The 24586-nt window shown below is 37.4% G+C and carries 26 protein-coding genes; 8 read left to right on the top strand and 18 right to left on the bottom strand.

What is annotated here, in order from left to right; all coding sequences use genetic code 11:
• Positions 1-180 precede the first annotated feature (180 nt).
• The gene (locus ZA06_RS13235) at positions 181-765 is read left to right on the top strand and encodes an RNA polymerase sigma factor (RefSeq protein WP_053977946.1); all 585 of its coding nucleotides are present in this window, start codon (positions 181-183) and stop codon (positions 763-765) included.
• Positions 766-989: 224 nt separating this feature from the next.
• Here ZA06_RS13235 and ZA06_RS13230 read toward each other — a convergent pair whose 3' ends face one another.
• On the bottom strand, positions 990-1649 hold the full coding sequence (locus ZA06_RS13230) for an endonuclease III domain-containing protein (RefSeq protein WP_053977945.1): 660 nt from the start codon (positions 1647-1649) through the stop codon (positions 990-992).
• Positions 1650-1686: 37 nt separating this feature from the next.
• Between ZA06_RS13230 and bcp the strand changes: the two genes are divergently transcribed.
• Positions 1687-2139, top strand: a complete 453-nt coding sequence (gene bcp / locus ZA06_RS13225) for a thioredoxin-dependent thiol peroxidase (protein WP_053977944.1) — start codon at positions 1687-1689, stop codon at positions 2137-2139.
• A gap of 58 nt (positions 2140-2197) precedes the next feature.
• Here bcp and ZA06_RS13220 read toward each other — a convergent pair whose 3' ends face one another.
• A complete protein-coding gene (locus ZA06_RS13220) occupies positions 2198-3649 on the bottom strand; it encodes a hypothetical protein (protein ID WP_053977943.1) in 1452 nt (483 codons plus the stop codon).
• A gap of 93 nt (positions 3650-3742) precedes the next feature.
• Here ZA06_RS13220 and ZA06_RS13215 point away from each other — a divergent pair, with 93 nt between their 5' ends.
• Positions 3743-4504 carry an MBL fold metallo-hydrolase gene (locus ZA06_RS13215; protein WP_053977942.1) on the top strand — a complete coding sequence of 254 codons (762 nt, stop codon included), beginning with the start codon at positions 3743-3745 and terminating at the stop codon, positions 4502-4504.
• A 3-nt stretch (positions 4505-4507) separates the two neighbouring features.
• Positions 4508-5017: a hydrolase gene (locus ZA06_RS13210; protein ID WP_240472261.1), complete on the top strand. Its 510-nt coding sequence runs from the start codon at positions 4508-4510 to the stop codon at positions 5015-5017.
• On the opposite strand, the gene ZA06_RS13205 is transcribed toward ZA06_RS13210, so the two are convergent.
• From ZA06_RS13205 to ZA06_RS13185, 5 genes are all read right to left on the bottom strand, one after another.
• Positions 5014-5664 (bottom strand): alpha/beta hydrolase, encoded by a 651-nt coding sequence (locus ZA06_RS13205; RefSeq protein WP_053977940.1) that lies wholly within the window; start codon positions 5662-5664, stop codon positions 5014-5016. The genes ZA06_RS13210 and ZA06_RS13205 overlap by 4 nt on opposite strands.
• A 6-nt stretch (positions 5665-5670) precedes the next feature.
• Positions 5671-5997, bottom strand: a complete 327-nt coding sequence (locus ZA06_RS13200) for a DUF4870 domain-containing protein (RefSeq protein ID WP_053977939.1) — start codon at positions 5995-5997, stop codon at positions 5671-5673.
• Positions 5997-7250 (bottom strand): dihydroorotase, encoded by a 1254-nt coding sequence (locus tag ZA06_RS13195; RefSeq protein ID WP_053977938.1) that lies wholly within the window; start codon positions 7248-7250, stop codon positions 5997-5999. Before ZA06_RS13195 ends, ZA06_RS13200 begins: the two co-directional genes overlap by 1 nt.
• Positions 7247-9172, bottom strand: a complete 1926-nt coding sequence (locus ZA06_RS13190) for a BatA domain-containing protein (protein WP_053977937.1) — start codon at positions 9170-9172, stop codon at positions 7247-7249. The genes ZA06_RS13195 and ZA06_RS13190 overlap by 4 nt, the downstream gene beginning before the upstream one ends.
• A 74-nt stretch (positions 9173-9246) precedes the next feature.
• On the bottom strand, positions 9247-10272 hold the full coding sequence (locus ZA06_RS13185) for a glycosyltransferase family 2 protein (protein WP_240472259.1): 1026 nt from the start codon (positions 10270-10272) through the stop codon (positions 9247-9249).
• An 82-nt stretch (positions 10273-10354) separates the two neighbouring features.
• Between ZA06_RS13185 and ZA06_RS13180 the strand changes: the two genes are divergently transcribed.
• Positions 10355-12250: a M61 family metallopeptidase gene (locus ZA06_RS13180; RefSeq protein WP_053977936.1), complete on the top strand. Its 1896-nt coding sequence runs from the start codon at positions 10355-10357 to the stop codon at positions 12248-12250.
• A gap of 72 nt (positions 12251-12322) precedes the next feature.
• Here ZA06_RS13180 and ZA06_RS13175 read toward each other — a convergent pair whose 3' ends face one another.
• A complete protein-coding gene (locus ZA06_RS13175; RefSeq protein ID WP_053977935.1) occupies positions 12323-13804 on the bottom strand; it encodes a S10 family peptidase in 1482 nt (493 codons plus the stop codon).
• Positions 13805-13846: 42 nt separating this feature from the next.
• The gene (locus ZA06_RS13170; RefSeq protein WP_053977934.1) at positions 13847-14620 is read right to left on the bottom strand and encodes a TIGR02757 family protein; all 774 of its coding nucleotides are present in this window, start codon (positions 14618-14620) and stop codon (positions 13847-13849) included.
• A 123-nt stretch (positions 14621-14743) separates the two neighbouring features.
• On the opposite strand from ZA06_RS13170, the gene ZA06_RS13165 reads away from it, so the two are divergent.
• A complete protein-coding gene (locus ZA06_RS13165) occupies positions 14744-15361 on the top strand; it encodes a MarC family protein (protein ID WP_053977933.1) in 618 nt (205 codons plus the stop codon).
• 1 nt (position 15362) lies between these two features.
• Here ZA06_RS13165 and ZA06_RS13160 read toward each other — a convergent pair whose 3' ends face one another.
• A complete protein-coding gene (locus ZA06_RS13160; RefSeq protein WP_053977932.1) occupies positions 15363-16025 on the bottom strand; it encodes an ABC transporter ATP-binding protein in 663 nt (220 codons plus the stop codon).
• Positions 16026-16214: 189 nt separating this feature from the next.
• Between ZA06_RS13160 and folE the strand changes: the two genes are divergently transcribed.
• Positions 16215-16811: a GTP cyclohydrolase I FolE gene (gene folE, locus ZA06_RS13155; protein WP_053977931.1), complete on the top strand. Its 597-nt coding sequence runs from the start codon at positions 16215-16217 to the stop codon at positions 16809-16811.
• 46 nt (positions 16812-16857) lie between these two features.
• On the top strand, positions 16858-17154 hold the full coding sequence (locus ZA06_RS13150) for a hypothetical protein (RefSeq protein WP_053977930.1): 297 nt from the start codon (positions 16858-16860) through the stop codon (positions 17152-17154).
• A 55-nt stretch (positions 17155-17209) separates the two neighbouring features.
• Here ZA06_RS13150 and ZA06_RS17095 read toward each other — a convergent pair whose 3' ends face one another.
• The 8 genes from ZA06_RS17095 to serC all read right to left on the bottom strand — a co-directional run bounded on the left by ZA06_RS17095 (position 17210) and on the right by serC (position 24559).
• Complete coding sequence (locus tag ZA06_RS17095) at positions 17210-17785, bottom strand: hypothetical protein (protein WP_053977929.1); 576 nt, start codon at positions 17783-17785, stop codon at positions 17210-17212.
• Positions 17786-17797: 12 nt separating this feature from the next.
• Positions 17798-20200, bottom strand: coding sequence for a TonB-dependent receptor (locus tag ZA06_RS13140; protein WP_053978090.1), 2403 nt, complete (start codon positions 20198-20200; stop codon positions 17798-17800).
• Between the two features lie 101 nt (positions 20201-20301).
• On the bottom strand, positions 20302-20637 hold the full coding sequence (locus tag ZA06_RS13135) for a hypothetical protein (protein ID WP_053977928.1): 336 nt from the start codon (positions 20635-20637) through the stop codon (positions 20302-20304).
• Positions 20638-20648: 11 nt separating this feature from the next.
• Positions 20649-21143: a DUF6787 family protein gene (locus ZA06_RS13130; protein ID WP_053977927.1), complete on the bottom strand. Its 495-nt coding sequence runs from the start codon at positions 21141-21143 to the stop codon at positions 20649-20651.
• A 28-nt stretch (positions 21144-21171) separates the two neighbouring features.
• Complete coding sequence (locus ZA06_RS13125) at positions 21172-21603, bottom strand: DUF6146 family protein (RefSeq protein WP_053977926.1); 432 nt, start codon at positions 21601-21603, stop codon at positions 21172-21174.
• Positions 21604-21715: 112 nt separating this feature from the next.
• Entirely contained in the window at positions 21716-22357 is a 642-nt protein-coding gene (locus ZA06_RS13120) for a DUF937 domain-containing protein (protein ID WP_053977925.1), read from the bottom strand.
• Positions 22358-22454: 97 nt separating this feature from the next.
• Complete coding sequence (locus ZA06_RS13115) at positions 22455-23408, bottom strand: D-2-hydroxyacid dehydrogenase (protein WP_053977924.1); 954 nt, start codon at positions 23406-23408, stop codon at positions 22455-22457.
• An 89-nt stretch (positions 23409-23497) separates the two neighbouring features.
• The gene (serC, locus tag ZA06_RS13110) at positions 23498-24559 is read right to left on the bottom strand and encodes a 3-phosphoserine/phosphohydroxythreonine transaminase (RefSeq protein ID WP_053977923.1); all 1062 of its coding nucleotides are present in this window, start codon (positions 24557-24559) and stop codon (positions 23498-23500) included.
• Positions 24560-24586: the final 27 nt, after the last annotated feature.

The following is a 24586-nucleotide window of genomic DNA, read 5'->3' as shown; positions in this document are numbered from 1 at the left end:
TTTCCTCTTTTAGTATAAATAAAATGTTAAAGTTTGTTGTTAAATTTTGCTTTTTTGTCTTTATAGTTGTTATATTTGGTCATTAATCAGTCTAAAACCACTTGCCTATAGCATAATATTACTTTAAAAAAATTAACCCCAAGCTAGGAAGTTTTACTTCGAGCCATTAAAGTAATTATTATGAAAAACGAACTTATCACTGATGCTGTTTTAGTAAGGAATTATATTAACGGAGATGAGAGCGCTCTTTCCGTACTTATTTATAGGCACAAACAAAAAATTTACAGTTTTATCTACTCCAAAGTCTTGGATAGAGATGTTACCGAAGATATTTTTCAGGATACCTTCATTAAGGTTATACGTACCTTGAAGTTGAAAAAATACAACGAAGAAGGGAAGTTTTTGCCTTGGGTGATGCGTATTGCCCACAATTTGGTCATTGATCATTTTAGGAAGAACAACAGAATGCCCAAATTTGACAATGCAGGGGAATTCAGTATTTTTTCGGTTTTGGGAGATGATAACTTAAATGCCGAAAAGCAGCTTATAAAAGATCAGGTAGAAAGCGATCTTAGACGGTTGATAGAAGAGTTGCCTGATGACCAAAAAGAGGTTTTGAAAATGCGTATGTACAAGGATATGAGTTTTAAGGAAATCTCAGACGTAACAGGCGTGAGTATTAATACAGCATTAGGTAGAATGCGCTATGCATTGATCAATTTGCGAAAGGTGATTGAAAAAAATAATATAATTTTAACAAATTGATATAATAAAGTGATTTTTTGTACGTTATTGAAATTATAAGAACCTAAAAATTTAATAATGGCAAAACTTTACTCAGAATGCACACCCCCAAAGAAAGACAATCTGAATCCTAAAAAGGAGACCATAGAGTTTCTTTTAAATTATTCGAAGGCTTTAAGTGTTATACATTGTAATAAATTGAAGTTTGAAGCACTTCTAAACTAGACTTTGTAAGCCCTGAGAAATCAGGGCTTTTTCATTTTGTTATAGTCATTAATTACTGTTGTTCTTCCAATAATTTTGGTGATGATATCTTTATCAAGATCCCAACCTCTAGCTGGAGAATATTCTCTTCCGTACCAAATAATCTGTAAATGAAGATCGTTCCATAATTCTTCTGGGAATAATCGTTTCGCATCCTTTTCGGTTTGGACTACATTTTTGCCGTTGCTTAAATTCCAACGGTACATTAAGCGGTGAATATGCGTATCCACAGGAAATGCGGGAATACCAAAGGCTTGTGATAGCACTACAGCGGCTGTTTTATGACCTACGGCAGGTAATGCTTCTAGTTCTTCGTAGGTTTGCGGAACCTGGCCATTATGTTTTTCAATCAATATTTCAGATAATCCATGAATCCCTTTACTTTTCATTGGAGAAAGGCCAACTGGCTTAATGATTTCCCTAATTTCTTCCACCGAAAGTTTCACCATATCATACGGATTGTCTGCTCTCTCGAACAATAGAGGTGTAATCTGGTTCACCCTAACATCAGTACTTTGTGCAGACATCAAGACTGCTATCAATAAGGTATAAGGATCTTTATGGTCTAACGGAATTGGAATGGTTGGGTATAGTTCCTTTAAAGTGGTAATTACGAAATCCACTTTTTCTTGCTTGGTCATAAATTGTATTTTTGGACAAAATTCAAAGTTAATAATTATGACTCAATTAAAGGTAGGAGATAAGGCTCCAGATTTTACGGCAAAAGACGAACAAGGAAACACAGTATCACTTACAGACTATAAAGGAAGAAAGTTGGTTCTTTTCTTTTATCCAAAGGCAAGTACACCGGGTTGTACGGCTGAAGCTTGCGATTTAAGTGATAATTATGAACGTTTTCAAAGTATGGGATACGATATTTTAGGCGTAAGTGCCGATTCGGAAAAGCGTCAATCCAATTTTAAGAAGAAATATGGCTTTCCTTATCCATTATTGGCAGATGAAGACAAAGAAGTCATCAAATCCTATGGTGTTTGGGGACCAAAGAAATTTATGGGTCGTGAGTTTGATGGTATCCATAGAACCACTTTTGTTGTTGATGAACATGGGATTATTCAGGATATCATTCTAAAAGTGAAAACCAAAGCGCACGCCGATCAAATTTTGGCATAAAAGAAAAGCCCTTTTGAAGTCCTCAAAAGGGCTTTTTTATAATATATCGTTTTACGAACTATTCTTCGTGGTAAACTTCTTCGGTTTCAAAACCAAACAAGTTCTCTTCCTTAATTAATTTCGCAACTCCTTCAGGTAGGAGGTTTTCCCAACCATTTTTGCTGTTGGAAATCATTTTTAATACGGTTCTAGAGAAAATGTTTAAAACACTTGGATCATAATCGGTGATATCTACCACTTTTCCATTGTATTTAAAGAACTTATACAATTCTTTCATACGTGGGTGTACCTTAAGGTTTTCACTGTTTACCAACGTACCATCTTTGGTAACCATTGGATAAAGATATACGCGAAGATCCTTAAAGAACAATTTTCCGAAGGCCTCCAAAATACCACCACTTAAGTGACGGTAATATTTCTCGTCGAAAATATCTACAAGGTTGTTGACGCCCATGGCCAATCCCATTCTGTTTTTAGAATATTGAGAGAAATACTCCACCAAACGGTAATACTCTTGGAAATTGGAAATCAAAACAGTTTGTCCCAAAGAACACAATAGTTTGGCGCGGTCCATAAAGTCCTGTTCGTTGATTTCTCCTTCGGCACGTAAGTTGGAAAGCGTGATTTCAAACACCACTTGAGTGTTTTTAGGATCTACTTTATTCTCCTTAACAAACATGTCGTAAGACTTATGGAACATGTCCATATTTACTTTGGTTACCGGTCTAAAACTTCCACGGAATGCCAAAATGTTCTTTTTGTACAACACTCTCGCAGGAAGGACGTTGTTTCCATCTGGTGCGAACATTACCGCATCGGTCATGCCGTTTTTCACCAATTGTAAACTCATTAAACGGTTGTCAACTTCACTAAAGATAGGACCACTAAAGTTGATAGTGTCAATTTCCAGTTGGTCCTTGTCCAAGTGGTCATATAGATATCTTAAAAGCTTCTTTGGTTCGTTGTATTTATAGAATGCTCCATAAATCAAGTTGGTACCAAGTACCCCTAAAGTTTCCTGCTGCAGTCTTGCGTCGTTTTCTTTAAAACGCAAGTGAAGAATAATTTCGTTGTATTCTTGCTCTGGATCTACTTGATATTTAATACCTACCCAACCATGTCCTTTATAGTTCTTTGCAAAATCTATGGTAGCAACAGTGTTGGCATACGAAAAGAACAATTTGTGTGGGTGTTTATCTCTAGGAAGTCGTTTTTCTATTAAGTTAACCTCGTGGTTAAGCATTTTACGCAAACGGGCTTCGGTTACGTAACGTTTGTCGTCTTCAATACCATAGATGGCGTCACTAAAGTCTTTATCGTAGGCAGACATGGCCTTAGCGATGGTCCCAGAAGCGCCTCCTGCTCTAAAGAACTGGCGTACAGTTTCCTGTCCAGCGCCAATTTCAGCAAAAGTTCCATAAATATTCTCATTAAGGTTGATTCGAAGTGCTTTCGACTTTAACGAGGGAACATCATCGAATTCTTTATCTCCCTTTAAGGTTATTTCCATCTTTTAAATCCGGGTTTTAAGTACTGCACAAAGGTATTAAAATACCATGGTAAACAAAAAAATAACATTATTTTTGTTCCAAACTCAGATGATTTGAAAGTTACGTTTTTAGGCACAGGAACATCCCAGGGAATCCCCATTATAGGTAGTACACATCCTGTGTGCCTGAGTAAAAACCCTAAAGACAAAAGGTTACGAGTATCTGTTTTGGTAGAGTGGCATGACCATGCTTATGTGGTAGATTGTGGTCCAGATTTCAGACAGCAAATGCTACGGGCAAAATGTACTAAACTGGATGGTATTTTGTTTACCCACGAACATGCAGATCACACCGCTGGGCTTGACGATATTAGACCTTTCAATTTTATGCAAGGCGATATGCCCATCTATGCACATAAAAGAGTCATTGGGGAATTGCAAAGGCGTTTCGATTATATTTTTGAAACCGAAAACAAATATCCGGGTGCACCAGGCGTAATATCTAATGTGATTACTAGCAAACCTTTTACTTTGGGAGGTTTAGAAATCATCCCTGTGAATTTAATGCACCACGAACTCCAAGTTTTTGGATACCGTTTTGGTGATTTTGCCTATTTAACGGATATGAAGACCATAGAGGAAGAGGAGATGGAAAAGTTGAAGAATTTAAAAGTTTTGGTGGTTAATGCCCTTCGTATAGAGCCGCATATGTCACACCTTAATTTAGAAGAAGCCCTGAATTTTATAGAAAGAGTGAAGCCAGAGAAAGCGTATTTAACGCATATCAGTCATCTTTTGGGATTTCACGACGAAGTACAACAAAAATTGCCAAGCAACGTTTTCTTGGCGTATGATAACCTACAAATTTCAATTTAAATTATGAAGAGCAGAATTTTTATGTACCTGTTTATTTTTTCGGTATTGTTGATCGTTTTCCAATATGCGAATTCTAAAAACATTTTGGATTCCTATGAAAAGGATATCAAACAGCTAAAGGAAAAATTAGAAAAGGACAAAGTAGAAATTGAAGCGTTGCATGATGAAAATTTGGAGTTGATGTACTTTGATATTGAGACGGATGAAGATGCCCTTTCTTATTTTGAAAACAAAGGTTACGACGTAGAGGAGTTGATTCCTTTTATTAAGGACGAAATTTACAAATTGAATGTTTACGAAGGTGACGATCATCCGTTGGTGCCTTATGCATCTATGACTGATGGAAAGATGATGATCAATAAAATTAAATTATTGAACCATAAATGGATCATTGCCGATTTTAGTGACGGGAAATACTGGGGACAGATTTTTATGACCTATGAAATTTCAGAAACAGAGGAGCTGAAATTTAAAGTGGTGGAGTACTTTATGTATCCACCACCTTCAATCTAAATGCGTTCAGATAACCATTTTCTGAATTCGTAGAAGTTCTGTGGGGCAACGCCATGCCCTACAGGAAATTCAGAATAGGCGTGTTTGATATTGTGTGTGCTTAAGAATTTAGGGATTTTGCGGGCCCATTCCACAGGAATTACTTGATCGACACTGCCGTGGGATGCATAAATGTCCAATGAGCTAAAATCTTTACTACCTAAGTTTTCTGGCAAAATTTCTTCATTGATATAGCCACTCAAAGCAATGACATTCTTTATTTTTTCTGGGTAAGTCATTGCTACGGCATAGCTCAAAATACTTCCTTGGCTAAACCCTAAAAGTGTAACATTGTCTTTGTTTACTGGATAGGTATCGCAGGCTTGATCGATAAAGGTTGCAATTAAATCACGAGATTGCGCAGCTTGCACATTGTCGTTCCATTTGTTCATTTCTGCATCAAAATTGATGGCATACCAAGCGTTACCATAAGGCTGCATAGGGTAGGGCGCTCTTACAGAGATGATAAATAGTTCTTCCGGTAATTCCGAAGCAAAGGAATATAAGTCGTTTTCATCACTGCCATAACCATGAAACATAATCAATAACGGTGCATTTTCCTTTAAAGACGAAGGTCTGGTAATGTGGTATAAAGCTAAATTTGTCATTTGGGATTAGTTAATGTTACGAAACCAGTCTTGAAAATATTCCCCCACTACAGGAATTGGTTTGTCCGAACCTTGAATGGCATTATACAAACCGAACAACCAAGACACAAAAGTGATGGTCCAAAGCACAGTGCCCAGCCAACTATTGATATATTGTTCGGAAACATTGGAAACCAATAGCATTAAAATTAACCCCAACATCTGGCGGATATGAAAACTGGTGAAAGGGTTTTTCTTTTCCAAATTCATGATAATGGCTATAATTAGGCCAACAAACGTCATGTAGCTTACAATCGCCAGTGTTTTGCCTTCTTTTATCGTCTGTTCTGTCATTATTTTATTACCAATTGATTATTTGCAAAAATCCCGTAGGCTTTTCCTTTTAACTTATGGTCTACGAAGCAGCTGTTTTTGGAAGTCGCTATAATGTCTTCAGAAGAAAATGTGTAGGTGTCATCAGGGTTGAATAAAGTGATGCAAGCCGTTTCGCCAACTTTTATTGGATGATTTTCTATGCCAAAACGATCTTTACCCTTCGTGAGCAATTCTACCGCTTTTTTAGTAGTGAAAGTTGAGTTTAAGGCACCAAAAGCACTTTCCAAACCGGTGGTTCCATATTGGGCGTGATCAAATTCCACTTTTTTATGTTCGATATCCAACGGATTGTGATCGCTGGTAACCATATCTATCGTTCCATCTTTCAAGCCTTCAATTAGGGCATCGATATCTTCTTGAGTTCTCAAAGGAGGTAATACTTTGAAATTGGTGTCAAAACCTACCAAGCTTTCATCTGAAAACACGAGGTTATGTACCGCCACGCTACAAGTCACATTTAAATTCTTTGCTTTAGCCTTTCTAATAAGGTCTACAGATTTGGCAGTAGAGATGGTAGGAATGTGTAGTTTTCCTTCGGTATATTCCAAAATAAAAAGGTCACGAGCTATTTGCAGTTCTTCCGCAAGGGCAGGATTTCCTTTTAAACCAAGCGAAGTACTTGTTATGTGCTCGTTCATGACTCCAAGTCCGGTAATTTTTGATTCCTGAGGGAATGACAATACCAAACCTCCAAAGTTACCTGCATATTGCAACGCAATTTTTACAAGGTTAGGGTTGGAGATAGGTTTTTGGTAATCATAGAAAGCAACAGCACCTGCATTTTGCATGTCATATAATTCCGCCAAATCAACACCTTCGCTGTTTCTGGTCAAAGCGCCCACAGGGTAAAGGTTTACCGCATTTCCAAAAGATTTTGCCTTAAGGAAAGAGATATCCGTATTACAATCTATGACGGGGTCGGTGTTGGAATTCACGGCCACATCCGTAAAGCCTGAAAGTGCAGCCGTTTTTAATCCGTTTGTAATCGTTTCGCGGTCTTCGTATCCTGGCTCTCCAAAACTTACACTGCTATCGAACCATCCTTGGGAAACATGTAGGTTTTCCAAAGTTAATTCTTCGTAGTTTTTGGTGTTTTCAATGGTTTCGGAAATTTGGGATATTTTCCCGTCTTCAATTAAAATATCAACAGTTTGATTGTGAAAATCGCTTTTGGAATCAACTATTGTTGCAGATTTTATAAGTAAGGTCATTTTAGGAATTTTAAGATAAGCATTTCAATGATTAAAAAAGCTACTGCAAAAATAACAAACCATTTCCATAGCTCATTAACATTAGAGGCACTTTTTATCTCGTTAATCATAGAGGAAACACTGTTGCTGCTTGAAATTCCATCCAAGGATGCAAGGTTGTGGTAAGTCAATTGGCTTTCGCTTCTGTCGTAGTTGAAACTTAACTTTTTGAGCGCCTTGTCTTTATTCATAACTGTGATGATTCCAGCAGTTTCAGGGAATTCATTGGTTTTCAATTCCACCTTGTTCATGTAGGTTTGTTGTAAAGGAATCACAGATTGCTCATCACTTTTTAAGGAAAGAATATCATCCTGCTGCAGTTGGGTATTGATATCAATCGTGTTTTCCTTGCCTATGGTGTAATATAATTGCGGCAATTTTAAACTTTGCTTGCCAATATTATAGATTACGGGAACAATTAAAGGCGAGTTTTTAAAATTGGAATTGTCGTCATTCAAGGCCGCCGAAAACACAAATACATGGTGATATTGTGATAGAAAAGAAGAGCCATCTTCAAATTTCAAAACAGCTGAAGGATTGGGAGCCTGTAACGTGAAATAAGAATTGGTCTTTGGATATTGAAAGTTGCTCACTTTTTTGTCAAATACATTCGTGAAAAGGGGATGGTCAAAATTAATATTGGTAATATTCTTTTCGCTTTCAATGAAGTTGTTGAATGAGCTTGTGTTTAAATTTATAAATAATTGATTTAATGTGTTTAAGTTTGCTTTACTTGAAGGGATAATTAAGACATTTCCGCCGTTGTCATTATATGCTTCTAAGGCTGTGGTTAGTGACATTGGAATGTCTTTCAGCTCATTGACGATAATTAAATTTTGATCTTCAATTGTGTTGTAATCCAAAGATTTGAATTGAGATGAAGTATATACAAATTCATCATTGGTAAATATTTTACTTAAAAAAGTGTCGTCTTCTTCATTTATAGACATCACTTTGATTTTATCCTGTTGGTTTAGGTTGAAATAAAGTGTGTTATCATAAAGAAGGTTGGGGTCATCAATAAGCAATTTACCATCTATTTCCTGATTTATTGGAAGAGTAAAAACGGCTGTATTACTTTCTTCAAAAGCAACAGAATTTTTAGCAATTAAATTATCATTATTAAAAAGTGAAACTGATTGATTTGCAATATCTTGATTGTGATTGTTTAAAGTAATAGTTAATTCTAGATTTTCAACATCCTTTTTAGAAATATAGGCGCTGTCAATACTCACGTTTCGGGTGTTGACAGGTTCCAATTGCACCGTATTTAAATGAAAGGTACTGTCTGCCATAAAGCTGAAAGGAGCTCCTTTTTCCTGAAAATCTGATATCATTACCAAATTTTTAGTGGAGCTTTTGTCATTGGAAAATGCCTTTCTTCCTTTTAGAACAGCTGCCTCATAGGTTAATTGATTGGATGATGTTTTTAAGCGAATCAATTCATTTCTTAATGCTTTTATCGTGGTATTTGGGTGATAGGAATCGTTGGTGAAAAAGGTAATTTGGTCATTTTCTGGAACTGTTTCCAAAAGATCTTGTACAGCCGTATTCAATAAGGTCCCGTTTTTTCCTTTGGCTTCCATGCTAAAGGAATTGTCTAAATAAATAACAGTTTCTGTGCTACTATTAAAGCTGTTGGATTTTGTAATATAAGGCTGTGCAAAAGCAATGATAATGGCTGCAAGCAACAATAATCTTGTAATTAGGGTAAGCCATTTTTTAATTTGGGAACTTTTGCGGGTTTGCAGCGTCACATTCTTCAAAAACTGCACATTGGTAAAAGGCACTTTTTCAAAACGTCTTAATTGAAACAAATGGACAATTATAGGGATGATAAGTAGGAATAGTGCGTAAAGAAGTTCCGGGTATTTAAACTGCATTCGTGTTGATTAAATGTACAAGTATTCAAATATAGAAAATGATAGAGGATTATGCTCTTTGGCTTTTAAGAATTTTAACAAAAGAAATAGTAATCCTCTATGGGCTTCATATCTAATGATTGTAAGTGTTGTGTGATTTTGGTTTGCTCATCAGGATTGGCAACGGTGATGATGCATTGTGGTTGCTTAAAAGTCTTTAAATACTCAAAACTGTGGAGTTCCAAGCCGTAAATATGCTTTCCAATTTTCTTTTCGTTATTACACAACCATGTAAAGGGAATTCTATTTGCTATCAGTCTTCGGGCAACCATTTTTCCTTTATGTCCAGCTCCCCAAAGTGCTAGAGGCCTTTTGTTGTCGTAATCCAGTTTGAGGAAATAACGAATTTTTAAAGGAATAAAATGGTTTTTGGAGTAGTGTTCGTCTGTTCTGGAAGCTCTATCGGGGTAATCGCGCCATTGATGCAATACTGTATTGCTAGGGATGCATTTCAATTGCCCTTTATAAAATCTAAAGGCTAAGTCGTAATCCTCAGGATAACGGTTCGGCCTAAAAGCTTTGCAGGCCTCCAAATCAGTCCTGTAAACCATCCAGCAAGGAGAGGGGATGGCACACTCTTTATAGATTTCCTTAAAATTATCGCCTTTCATGGTAAGCTTGTTGAGCCAAGTTTCGTAGCGTTGAAATCCATTGCCTAAGTGTCCAGAATTGGAAAAATATTGAACCAGCCCCAAAGCAATATGGCCTTTTCCATGTATTTTAAGATCGTGAAGCATGAATTGTAATTTATCAGGACTCATGATATCGTCACTGTCCATTCGAGTAATAAATACTCCCTTACTTTCGTTAAAGGCTAGGCGAAGTGCCGAAATGATTCCTGTTCCATTGTTTTTGAAAAGTTTAATCCGCGGGTCTTTTTCAGCATAGGAATTGACGATTTCGTAACTATTGTCGGTAGAATTGTCATCTACTATAATTAGTTCCCAAAACGTATGTGTTTGGCTTTGAATAGACTTGATACAGGCGGGTAAAAAATCGGCTGTATTTTTAAATGGTGTTAACACACTTACGAGAGCTTGTTGCATGGTACTAAGGTACATACAAAAATATTTTAACAAAACCTTTACTGAAAAAACGCATCCGATTGCGTAAATTTGCCCCTCGTTTTAAAAAAATGAGCTTATGAAGAGAGTAATGGCCCTAATAGGGTTTGGAATGATGATGTTATCCTGTGGTTCCTCCCCAAGAACTTCTAATGAATTAGCAGTTTCAAACCCAATTGAATCCTCCATGGACTTAACCGCTGTTGTGAATGATAAGGTGCCCGTAACCATTAATCCGGGTCGTTTTACCCAAGATACCGTAACCTACAGATTGCCTCGCGTAGTACAAGGGACTTACGATATCAGTGATTTTGGTGCCTTTGTTGATGATTTTAAAGCCTTGGATTATGATGGTAAGGCACTTCCCGTAGAAAAAGTTGACAAAAACACTTGGGTAATCACCAATGCTACCCAATTGGATAAATTGACGTATTGGGTAAACGACTCCTTTGATGTTGAAAGCAATCCAAGCTATCCTAATTTGTTTTCTCCAGGAGGAACCAATATCGAGCCTAACAACTATGTGTTGAATCTTCATGGATTTATAGGGTATTTCGATAGCTTGAAAAACAGCCAGTATACATTGGACGTAGTGTCTCCTGCTAATTTTGAAAGAACTTCAGCCTTACAAAAGGTTGCGGAAAGTGCTAGTGCCAATGGCGAAAAAATGACAACGAGCTATTTTGCACCACGTTATTTTGATATAACCGACAATCCAATGATGTATGGGAAATTGGATGTTGAAGAGTTTATGGTTGGGGATATCAAGATTGTATTGAGCGTGTATTCTCCAAACAAAAAGCACACTGCTGAAAGTTTAAAAGAAACCATGTATAAAATGATGGAAGCCCAGAAAAACTATTTGGGATCTATCAACAGTACGCCTAGATATGATATTTACCTGTATTTATCTGATGGTAGTGCTAAAGCTCCAAAAGGATTTGGTGCCTTAGAACACCATACGTCTACAGTGGTTGTTTTAAGAGAATGGGACTCTAAAGAATCTCTTGCGCAATCTATGGTAGATGTGGTATCTCACGAGTTTTTCCACATCGTGACGCCACTTACAGTGCATTCTGAAGACATTCATTATTTCGATTATAACAATCCAACATTCTCCAAGCATTTATGGATGTATGAAGGTGTAACGGAATACTTTGCGCAACATTTCCAGGTGTATGAAGGTTTGGTGACGCCAAGGGAGTTTTTTGGTACCATGGATAAAAAGATCGATCACGCCAGCTATTTTAATGATGCTTTAAGTTTTACGGAAATGAGCGAAAACATCACGGAAGAGCCTTATGCTTACAATTATGTAAACGTATATCAAAAAGGAGCCTTGATTGGAATGTGTTTGGATATTTTAATGAGGGAGGAAAGTGACGGGACACGAAGTATGTTGTCTTTAATCAAAGAGTTGTCTTCAAAATATGGAAAGGACAAACCTTTTGAGGATGATAGCATCATTGATGAAATTTCAAATATGACCTATCCGTCGGTGGCAGCTTTTTTGCAAAACCATGTAGTGGGTAGCGAGCCAATCAATTATGATGAGTTTTTTGAAAAAGTTGGTTTATATTATGAAGAAACAAAAGTATCAACCAATTATGTACAGGCTGCAAACGGTTTGGTGATGGACAGAAATAAGGAAACCGAAGAAATGTTCTTTACTGATAATGTAGAAGATAATTCTTTCTGGAAGGAGCAAGGAGTACAGCCAGAAGACAAGTTGGTTGGCATTAATGGCTTCAATATTTCCGATATGAATATCAAATTTGTGGTAAGCCAGATTTTTGCTTGGGAAACTGGTAAGGAAGTAGATGTTACTTTGGATAGAAATGGAGAAACAATTGAAATCAAAACAACACTGACTCCTGCATTTACCACAAGTAGAACTTTGGTTGAAAATCCAAACGCTACTAAAAAGCAGATTGCTTTAAGAAATGCATGGTTGAATCAAAGCGAGAATATGTAAAAGCTAAATAGTTATAAATGAAAAGAGCCCGATTTATTTCGGGCTCTTTTTTTTGTTTAAGGAAAACGTTTCTTAGTATTTGGCAGCTTTTCCGTTGGAAAGGGAAGCCTTTATAAAGGTTCTAAGATCTTCGTTGGCTGTATTTAAGTCTTCCTGTCTTAAATACATCATATGTCCGCTTCTGTAGCCTTTAAAACTAAAACGGTCTTTCATTTTGCCACTCGGATCAATTTGCCACATGGTATATTTAGCGTTGAAATAGGTAGTGGCGCCATCATAATATCCAGATTGGAAAAACACTTTCAAATAAGGATTTTGGGCCATGGCCATTCTTAAGCCTTCGCGAGTGTTGTCGTTTTGGCGGTCCCAAGGATGTACATTGGCCAACATGTGATAAGGCACATCGGTTTCAAATTTCAATTCATTTTTAATGTACATGTTGATTGGAGGTGTGAAGGAATGTAACCAAGAATCCAATTCAGGGTTATAGCTTGGGCTATCAGCCGCATCGTCGTAATCAATCCCTAAGTATCTGGAATCCAGTCTTCCAATAATCATGCCTTTATCTCTTAATAATTCTTTCCAAAAGAAGCTTGATGGCACTCTTAAATTATTTTTTAGGATGATATCCTCGCTAAGCCCTGAATAACTGGCCAATTGTTTGGCAATAGCTGCTTTTTCTTCTGCAGAAACAAAACCTCCTCTTGAAATGGCAGGCAAATAGGTGTTGATGGCAAAATTTTCAGCTTCAGGAAGGATGTCTTCAAGATCTTTGCTTTGCAAATGGGAAGGCAACATTTTGTGGTACCATGCTGTTGCAGTGTAATAGGGTACATGAACCGCATCCGATATTGGATTTCCAGAGGTCAATACTTTGTAATCGGCAGGGGAAACCATAATCACACCGTTTAAATACATGTTTTGTGCATTCTGTAATTCATGCGATAATCCCATCACACGCGTACCGCCATAGCTTTCACCAACTATGTATTTAGGCGATTGCCAGCGGTTGTGTCTGGTTACAAAGGTGTTCATCCAAGACGCCAAATATTTGATATCAGCATTAATTCCGAAGAACAGGTTGTTGTCTGGCAGTTTTCCTTCTTTGTTAGCGATACTTCTAGAATACCCCGTGTTTACAGGGTCCACAAAGACAATATCAGCCACATCAATGATGGAATAAGGGTTATCCCTAACGCCGTATGGTTGCAAAGGGTAGCCTTCTTCGTCAATATTCAACATTTTTGGTCCGGTATAGGCAATGTGCATCCAAACTGAAGCAGAACCAGGTCCTCCATTAAACGAAAAAATAATCGGGCGGTTATCGTCCTTAATGTTTTTGCGTTTGTAGTAGGTAAAAGAAAGGGAGGCTACCAATTCTCCTTTGTCGTCCCAAACCGGCTGCATTCCAAAGGTGGCATCATAATCAATTTTTTGTCCTTTAACCTCAATAGAATGTGCTGTCGTGATTAACGTGTCCGAAGGAATTGTTCGGTTTTGTGAAAATCCGCTAATTGCAGAGAGTAAGAATAGTGTTAGTAATTTGAGTTTCATTATGTAATGTTTAATAAATATGGTTAAAGATAGGTCTTCTTTTTAGAATTTTTCAAAAACCCCTAATCCAAATAATGCGTAGTCATATTTTACCGGATCTGTGGGATCCATGGAGCGCAATGCGGCATCCAATTCAGCCAAAGCCTTACCGTCATTTTGAGTTCTTTTTAGGATGCCTAATTTTCTTGCCACGTTGCCGGAATGCACGTCCAATGGGCAGGAGAGCTGAGCGGGGGATAAGGATTTCCAGATACCAAAATCTACGCCAGCATTGTCATTTCTCACCATCCAACGCAAATACATATTGATGCGTTTGGCTGCCGAATTTTTCAAGGGGTCACTGATGTGTTTTTTGGTGCGCGGCAGATGCTCAATTTCAAAAAAGACATTTTTAAATTGATGGATGGCATTTTGCATACTTGTTGGAGAAGCGTGTTTATGGAACAGGTTTTCCAATCCTTCGTGCTTTTGGTAAATATGTTGTAAAGCCTTGATAAACGTGATAAGATCTATGCCGTTGAAAGTTCGGTGGACAAAGGAATTTAATGGTTCCAAATCTTGCTCTTGGTGATTCATTACAAAATCATAAGGTGCATTTTCCAAGAACGCCATAATTTTTTTAGCATTATTGATAATGCTTTTTCTATTGCCCCAAGCAATGGTTGCTGTCAGAAACCCTGCTATTTCAATGTCTTCTTTTAAGGAAAAACTATGCGGAATTTGAATTGGATCGCTTTCAATGAACTTAGGATTGTTATAAAGGATGGTCTTTTCATTGAGGAACTCTGTAAGTTCTTCAGGGGTAAGCTGCTGCATTTTATTTGTTTGTTTTGAACTTTTTTGTGGATTGAAACATTATTTTGCTGTCGCAATATTAATACATTTGCAAGTGTTTTGATAGCTGATTAAAAAAGCTATCTTTATATACATATTGAATATATGAATACACTTTTACCTTTTATATTAACTGTTTTTACGGGCTTTTTTGCAATTATGAATCCCATTGCAAATGTACCCATTTTTTCATCTTTGGTACAGGATGCCGATGAAGCTACCAAAAAGAAAATCAGTAAAAATGCAACCATTATCGCCTTTCTTATTGTGGTGGTGTTTGTGGTATTGGGTAAGTTTATTTTTGAATTGTTCGGCATTACCATTCCTGCCTTTAAGATTACAGGGGGTATTTTGATATTTTTTGTTGGGTTTGAAATGCTTCAGTCCAAAAAATCGAGTGTGAAGCACTTAAAGGAAAATGCGGTAATCGATGAGAACATTGCGGTGTCTCCTTTGGCCATCCCAATTCTTTCAGGGCCAGGAACTATTGTAACAGCCATGAACTTCGTGTCTAAAGGCGATTTCACCGAAATAGCCATTGTAATTGTGGTGTTTGGAGTGATCTGTTATCTAACCTACCTAGCCTTTAACATTAGCGACTTTATTGTTAGAAAATTGGGTAATAACGTTATTACAGTAATCAGTAAAATAATGGGATTAATCATTGCCATTATAGGTACAAGCATGATCATTCAAGGGATTAAAGTAGCGTTTGAAATTTAGATTATCCCACAATATTTCCATCCACCATCGTTAATTTTCTGTCCGCCATATTGGCCAAGTCTTCGTTGTGGGTTACAATGACAAAAGTTTGTCCAAATTCGTCACGAAGCCTAAAGAACAATTTGTGAAGGTTTTCGGCAGATTCACTGTCTAAATTTCCTGAAGGTTCATCTGCAAAAATCAAGTCTGGGTTGTTTACTAAAGCTCTGGCTACGGCTACACGTTGTTGCTCGCCGCCGGAAAGTTCACTAGGTTTGTGATTGTAACGTTCACTCAGTCCTAGAAAATCCAACAACTCTTTAGCGCGTTTTTCGGCTTGTGGTTTTGGGGTGTTTTTGATAAAAGCAGGAAGACACACATTTTCTAAAGCAGTAAATTCAGGGAGCAATTGATGAAACTGAAAAATGAAACCGATATGTTCATTTCTGAATTTAGCCAAAGCTTTATCATTCAGCTTCAAAATATCCGTGCCATTAATCAGTAGGCTATTGGTATCTTTTTGTGACGCCTTGTCCAAAGTTCCCAAAATCTGTAGTAACGTGGTTTTTCCGGCGCCTGAAGCACCCACAATGGATACAATCTCGCTTTTGGAAATTGAGAGGTCTACACCCTTTAAAACATGTAAGTTATTGTAATATTTATGGATGTTTTTCGCCTCTATCATATTGTTGTGAATCATAGCGTGAAAATACTATTTTAAGGTGTGATGCACAATTAGAAATTCATATAAAAAGGAGGGGAGCTGATGTATTATAAAAATAGAGGTGTTTAAATGAGTTAAAGCTATTGTGGTTGAATGGTTTAACTCGGTAAATTTGTTTATTTTTAAGGAAGCAAACTTATTATTAACATCATGCCTTACGAAAAATTTGAAGAGTACAACATCCAAATTACCGATGATATTAAAGCTAGGTACAATGGGATAATTGAAGAATTGGGGGAGGATGTTACAAGGGATGGCCTATTGAAAACACCTGAACGCGCAGCAAAGGCCATGTTGTATTTAACCCAAGGCTACTCTCAAGATGCCGCAGAAATTCTGAAAAGCGCCATGTTTAAGGAATCTTACAACGAAATGGTTATTGTTAAGGATATTGAATTGTATTCCTTATGCGAACATCATATTTTACCGTTTTTTGGGAAGGCGCATGTAGCTTATATTCCAAATGGCTATATCGTCGGGCTGAGTAAAATTCCTAGGATTGTGGATGTGTTTGCGAGACGACTTCAGGTGCAAGAGCGCCTAACAGAGCAAATATTGGACTGTATTAACGATACTCTAAAGCCTCAAGGGGTGGCAGTGGTTATTGAAGCGTCCCATATGTGTATGATGATGCGTGGGGTGCAAAAGCAAAATTCGGTGACAACTACTTCTGGATTTCGGGGGCAGTTTGAAAAAATAGAAACCCGGAATGAGTTTTTGAAGCTTATAAGTGAAAAATTGTCATAGTTTTATTTTGGTATACTTCTTGCCTTCAGAAGATTAAAATTTTAAAATGAAATATAAAAGTAATAGACCCTATGGTAAGTTGGTCCTTAGTGTGCTTTTGGATGCTATGGGATATGTAAGTTTTGCCATTCCTGGGATTGGTGAATTTTCAGATATCATTTGGGCACCAGTTTCTGCTTGGATCATGACAAAAATGTATAAGGGCCAAAAAGGGAAGATTGCCGCAGGGATTGCCTTTGTAGAAGAGGCTATGCCTGGCTTGGATGTTATTCCAACCTTTACCATCATGTGGTTGTATAGCTATGTTTTTAGCAAGAAAAAGGAAACCATTATCGAAGTTTAATAAATGAAAAGAGCGGCTTAAATAGCCGCTCTTTTTTTTTCAAACTATATGATATTTATTCAACTGAAATATTGAATGAAGTTTGGATATCTGTTTCTCCTCCTGCATTTGCAATATCTCCATCGCTAACACCTGTAGCATCCTTGTTTGGCTCGTGCCTTAAGGTGATGGTTAATGCACCGTCCAAAGTAGTTGAAGTTTCAACAGTTTGGAATGTAAATTCTACTCCAATAGGATTTCCGTCTGCATCGGAATCATTATAAGAAAATGTTCCCAAATCATTGGTAGTAGCATAGAATATTTGATGCTCATCACCTTCTTCTTGTACTTCTTCCGTGATGTCCTCCGCTGGAGAATCTAATTCATTCAAAAATTCAACAGAGCCATTGTAAGTGGTGTTGCTTGCAAATGGTCCTGAAACAGTTATGACTGGAGCATTTGGTCCATCTCCATCTAAATCCTGAGTTTTCAAAACAACACTGGTGCCGCCTCCTACAGGTACAAATGTAGCTGTTAGGGTAGTGATCACTTCCTCTTCATTTACTGGAGCAGGGGTATCATCGTCACTAGAGCAAGAGGTTACAAAAGGAGCAACAAATAATAATGGTAGAAATTTTAAAATAGTTTTCATAATTTTTTTGATTTAATAATTAAACTTTAATTGAACAGTTATATTCCTTCCAGTATCATCAGCAAAATACCTTAGTCTGTTCAAATATTCCCTGTAAGAGGTGTCAAATATGTTTTCTACAGCAGCCATCACATTTAATGACATTTTATTTGAAATGTCGAAAGTGGCATCTGCAGAAAGGTTAAATAAATTGTAAGCGGCAGGCGGTGTGCTAATATCAACGAGCACGTAACTATCGCTAGAGGCAATGTAAGTTTCAAAGTTATAATCTGGATACCTGTTTTGTTTTGCAACAAATTCATGATTTAGAGCAACGTTTAAATCTTTCCAATTGGCCTTTGAATACGAAAGAGTATTGCTCAACCTAAAGGAAGGCATATCAATTACAGGTAAATCATTTTCGGTATCCTGCCCATAGACATAAGAAGATTTATTGTTGAAATTCCAATTATTGGACAACAATACATCAAAACTAGCATCGATACCCGTTAGGATGGCATTGGTTTGAAAATACTCCCACACAGGAAAGGTACCGCGTATGGTAGCTTCAGTGCCTGTAGGTTTGATATAGATGAAATCATTAATGTGATTAAAGTACGTTTCGAGGTTCATTACAATTCTCTTAGTGTTTAACCTGTAACTTAACCCCAATCTATTGGAAATTTCTTTGTTGATCCTTAAATCTCCCAACTCAATCCTTGCTGCTGAGTGGTGCAAACCGTCGCTAAACAATTCCGATGGGTTTGGTGGGCGTGACGAAAGGCTGTAGTTGAATGACAACTCATTTTTTTCATTATGGTTGTATAATAAGCCTGTAGATACGGAGATGTTGTGAAATGAAAACTTGGGATTTGTTAAAAGTTGCGTTCCCAAATCATCTATTACAATATCGCTAAAATCTTCGTCATAACCGCGCTCTTCCCATCTACTCGTTTTATAGTACTTTTTGGCATCAATATGGTTGTAATCGTATCTAACACCTAAGTCTCCAGATAGTTTGTCGCTAAAATATGACTTAACTATACCATAAATACCAAAGTCAAGCTTCTGATAGTCTGGGATAAGTCGCCTAACGCCTGTGTCTGGATTGGCAAAGTTGTCCTGAAACCTTCCTGAAACACCAAAATCCATGATGTATCCTTCTAAGTTGTCGATCTTGGTATCTACTCTTAAACTGTGAGTTTGAAGGTTTAAGTCTACAGCAGGTTTGTTCTTATCGCTACCAACCCTTTTGTCGTATTCAAAACGTTGGTTGTTTTGATAATCGTACTGAAAATTCACCTTTCCAAACGATTTAAAGCGTTTAAATCCAGTGGCCTTTAACAAAGTATGATTGACATCTTGTTTTGGTGCTTTTATGCTATAACTGAAATCCTCATTTACATAAGGCTCATTGCTATTGATGGCATTTACCAAATCCTCAGTATTTCCAATATGGGAAGCGCTTAGGATGCCAATTTCATTATCGATATGGCTTAGATATACTTCAAAACCTTTTTCAAAGCTTTTAAAACCACCCTGCAAACTTGCCGAGAAACTTTTAGAGCCTGTGTTGTTCAAATAGTAATCTGGAGCTTTTAGATCGCCATTTTGCTTGTATCCCAAAACGCCATTTGCGTACCAGCCAGACTCAAAGGTTTTATGGAGTGAAGAACTGATGTTATACCCCAGTCCATTACTTTGAAACCCGGTGATAGTTTTACCAAAAAGCGAATCTACCAAATGCGGATGCTTAGGTTCCAAAATCACAACACCACCAATGGCATCACCTCCATAGGCCAAGGTGCCAGCTCCCTTAATCACAGAAATATTATCAGCTGCGTTGACATCAATATTGGGAGCGTGTTCAATGCCCCAATCTTGGTCTTCCATTCTAACGTTGTTATTTACTACAAGAACGCGGCTACTGTGAAGCCCATTAATAACAGGTTTTACTATTTTACTACCTGTAGTAATTGAGGTCACGCCGCTAACCTGTTTAATGACATCGCCTAAACTTGCCGAACTATAATCATCAATTACATCTGTTTTTATGATGGTTTCTTGGGCTGCCGTGGTTTTCTTTTTCACTTCAGCGCCTTTTACGACAATGGTTTCCAGTTCTTCAACATGATGTTCTAGATAGATGGTTCTTTCTAAATTTTCTGTCAAATTGATCTCAATGGTTTTTGTTTCGCATGATAAATGGGAAAAGGTGACTTTGAGAGGGCCTTTGCATAGATTTTTCAGAATAAATTTTCCATCCAAATCAGTTGTCGTGTAAATATCTAGGGATTCAACATGTACCGTTGCATCTATAATAGGCTCACCATTGTGGAAGTCCACAATTTTACCTGAAAAGATAATATTACAATTTTGACCATTAACCAATAGCCCTAAAAGGGAGGCTATGGCAGTAATAAAAATATGTTTCATATTCTTTTTCATAACTAACCACACATTATAGGTTTCTATAATGTGTCACTTATAAAGTTTACTAAGTAGTAAAACCAGACTTCGGGCAAAGTTTGGCTGAATTAGGCTAGTTCAGGAGGACCACGTAACGAAAAAGATAATTGCTGATGATTGTATTTAAAGTTGTATAACCCAACTGTGGTTTCCTTTGCAGGAATAATTTTTGGAATTACAAAATCGAAGCTTGTAAGAACAAAAGTGTTGTTTATTTTGAACTGGTAAAAGCTACAGTCTTGGTCTAAACTGTGAAGGTGTGTTTGGCTTTCCCCATTACAAACTTCGTGGTGGTGATGGGTGAAAACGTGAGTTAACTTGGTAATATAAGGAAGCAACAATGCAACCACTACAAGAGCAGAGGCTAGTTTAAAAACGGTATGTTGTTGCTTTTTGCGTTGCATTTGTTAAAGCTCTAATCTACAAACTTTCCCAGTCCAAATCTGCGAAGCATTTTCTTTTCGAATTCCCAAAAGAATTGAAATTGCCCCAGTAACCAACCAAAGGTTACCAAGAGTATTTGGTAGAAAATGAGGCCAATGATAATGAATAATACCCAATACAGCGCAGGATTTAAGTTTTCTTTAGTAATTCCTGCCCATGCAATCAAGGGTCTTCCCACAAAAACAGAAGAAGATCCCGTTATGGCAAACACAATAAAAATACGGATCATTTCCCATTTATATGTCACTACCCATTTATGCTCCAATTTTTTGAAAATCCACAACGTAAGTTTTATGAGTGCATAAAAAATCACTAAGGTTACAGGGGTAATATAGAGTAGTGTAGGGCTTTCAAAAAAAAGGTTTGCTAATTTATAACTGCTGTAGAGTAGGGCAATAAGTCCGAAAAGGGGAAATATTAATTGCCAATTGCGCTGTATTTCCCATTTTGTTTTGAATTTTTTCATAGACAAAAATAATCTGCGCAAATATACTTTAAATTCTAGGAATAAAGCCTGTTAATTGTTGCCGGTAAGTCAATTGAAAGTAAATGAAATAATTGTAGAGTTTATAGTTTACCTCGTAGCCATAATCAATATTGGAATCATAGTTTATTTGCATGCCATATAAATTGGGATCATAAACTTGAGGCTGGAGCACTCTTTGGTTCCAGGCAACCACGTATTGGTAGTTTCTACTTTCCATAAACTGTTGGGAATAGTAGCCTTCAGGTCTTGCTGTGCTTCTTAGCCATGTGCTGAATCCCGGATCAAAAATGATGATTTCATATTCCAATTCGTCATTGGCAATCCTAACTGTGTCGGTTTCCGATATTTTTGCGTCGTCAGTAGTGCTGGCCACTTTTTGAGTACTGTGGCAGCTGTAGAACAGAATAACGAACAATATTGCAGAAACGAAGGTTTTCATGACTTGAATTTCTATTAAAGATACGAAAAATGCCTGTAATTACCTTACAAGTCCTTTTGCAGTAAAAAGGCCAAGAGATTGTCTTGGCCTGTAGAATTTAAAAGAAAGGTGGTTAGGTGTTTCCTTTCAGAATGTCTCCAAGCATTCCACCTAAGCCTCCCTTTGTTTTGTTGTTTCCTAAAACCATACCGGCAATGTCGTCTATAGCACTGCCATCTCCATCGGCATCTAAAATGGAGGTTAAGAAATCCTGTTGTTTATGTGCTGAACTTCCTCCCAGCAAGCCTCCAAGCATGTCTGAAAGGTCTGAGGAGCCCGAAACATTGCTTTGTCTGGATTGTTTTGCTAAATACCCCATAAGGATAGGAGCGGCAACCTTTAGGATATTGGCTATGGTACTAGTATCAATTCCCGATTGGCGCCCTAACACATTAGTGACATTTTGTTGCTTGTTACCTAATACGTGGCCTAAAATCTTTTCGCCATCTGTTAGAACATTTTGGTCTACACCGCCCTTAAACAATCCTTCCAAATCATCTAAAAGTCCTGTGTCATGATGGTTATTTAAGGCGTTTAAAAGTCCTTCGGCACCTTGTGGTGATTGTGCGTTGTTTTTCATGGCTTGAGTCATTAAGGGTAGTGCCATGGTGAGAATGTCCTTTGTTTTGTCATGCGGTTGATTGGTTTGTTGGGACACTCCGTTAATGATGGATTTGCCTAAATCCGTATTGAATAAATCTAAAATTCCGTCCATTGTAATGTGCTTTTGATTGAGACTATAATGTACGAAAAAAAGCCTGTAAAAAATTGATTTACAGGCTTTTGTTAGTAAGTTTTAGATTTGTAAAACCTTATCCTCTAAGGAGTTGTATTATTTGGGAAGCCAATTCGGTTCCAATTCTATCTTGAGCTTCATTGGTCGCTGCTCCTGTATGAGGCGTTAGCGATAGGGAAGGGTTCATAAGTAATTGAATTTCCGGTTTTGGTTCGTTTTCAAAAACGTCTAGAGCGGCTCTTGCAACTTTTCCGGTACCAATGGCTTCTACAAGGGCAACCTCATCGATAACGCCACCACGAGCAGCATTTACCAAAATCACGCCGTCCTTCATTTCATCAAATTCCTTTTTACCAATCACATACTCTTTTTGAGCAGGGACGTGTAGGGTAATAAAGTCTGATTGCTTTAAAACATCATCTTTTGAAATGGTATTGATTTCAAAATTCAATTTTTGACCATCAAAGAAATCTAGTTCCAGGTTTACGGTTTCCATAAATGGATCGTAGGCAACCACTTTCATTCCTAAGCCAATAGCAACTTTAGCGGTAGCTTGCCCGATTCTTCCAAATCCTAGAATTCCGATAGTTTTACCTTTTAATTCAATTCCTTTGGAATAGCTTTTCTTCAAATCCTTGAAACGCGTATCTCCATCAAGTGGCATATCACGATTGGAATTGTGTAAAAAACGCGCCAAACCTAACAAATGGGCAAATACCAATTCTGCCACAGAGTGAGAGGAAGCTGCAGGTGTATTGATTACGTGGATATCTTTACTGCGAGCATAGTCTACATCGATATTGTCCATACCAACACCGCCACGGCCAATGATTTTTATACTTGGACAGGCATCTATGATATCCTGTCTTACTTTTGTAGCGCTTCTAACCAGCAATACATCTACTTCATTCTCATTGATGTAATTGATCAATTGTTCTTGTGCAACGGTAGTGGTGCTTACCTCGAAACCGGCCTTTTCCAAGGCTTCAATTCCACTTTTAGAAATTCCGTCGTTAGCTAATACTTTCATGTTCTTATTTTAAAATATTAAAGCTTATGTTTTACAGTTACAACCTATGTTGGTTGCTTCAAATTATATCTTGATTTATTGGTGAAGTTTTAAGCTTTGCGCTCAAGTTCACTCATTACTTCAACAAGGGTGGCAACACTCTCCAAAGAAAGTGCGTTGTACATAGAGGCTCTGTAGCCGCCTACACTTCGGTGACCATTAAGCCCGTTAATGCCTGCGTCCTTCACCATGGTGTCAAAAGTTTCCTTTAAATCTTCATTTGTAAGGTTAAAGGTGGCGTTCATGATAGAACGGTCACTGTTGCTGGCGAAACCTTTGAACAATGGGTTTAAATCTATTTCAGAATAAATAAGCTGTGCTTTTTTCTCGTTTATCTTTTCAATTTCTGAAATGCCTCCAAGATTTTTAAGCCATTCCAATGTCAACATAGAGGTGTATACCGCAAATACAGGAGGCGTATTGTACATACTGCTTTTGTCGATATGTTGCTTGTAGTCCATCATGGAAGGAATTTTACGGGATACTTTCCCTAAAATATCTTCCTTAACAACTACCAAAGTGGTTCCCGCAGGTCCCATGTTTTTTTGTGCACCGGCATAAATTAAATCGAATTTGCTAAAATCCAATGTGCGAGAGAAAATATCACTACTCATGTCGCAAACCATCGGTATCGGACAGTCTGGAAATTCCTTTATCTGTGTTCCGAAAATGGTATTGTTTGATGTGCAATGGAAATAATCGTAATCTGTCGGGATATCGTATCCTTTCGGGATATAATTATAGTTAGCATCTTTAGAAGACGCTACTTCATAGATGTCATCGTAAATTTTAGCCTCTTTGATAGCTTTGTCCGCCCAAGTCCCCGTGTTAAGGTAACCGGCACGCTTTTCAAGTAAGTTTAAAGCTACCATTAAAAACTGTGTACTGGCGCCACCTTGCAAAAACAATGCTTTGTATCCTTTGCCTTCAAGACCTAAAAGCTCCAATGCTAAAGCTCTGGCATTCTCCATGACATCAACAAAGGCTTTGCTGCGGTGGGATATTTCAATAAGTGACAGGCCGTTATCAAAATCCAATAGCGCTTCAGATGCTTTTTGGATCACTTCACGCGGCAATACGCATGGCCCTGCACTAAAATTGTGTCTTTTCATTTTTGAATATAATTATAATTGTGTTTG

Origin of the sequence: Mangrovimonas xylaniphaga (genome assembly GCF_001280435.1) — a bacterium.
Taxonomy (GTDB): domain Bacteria; phylum Bacteroidota; class Bacteroidia; order Flavobacteriales; family Flavobacteriaceae; genus Mangrovimonas_A; species Mangrovimonas_A xylaniphaga.
Note: the sequence above shows the minus strand (reverse complement) of the source record. Positions and strands in the feature narration are given on the sequence as shown.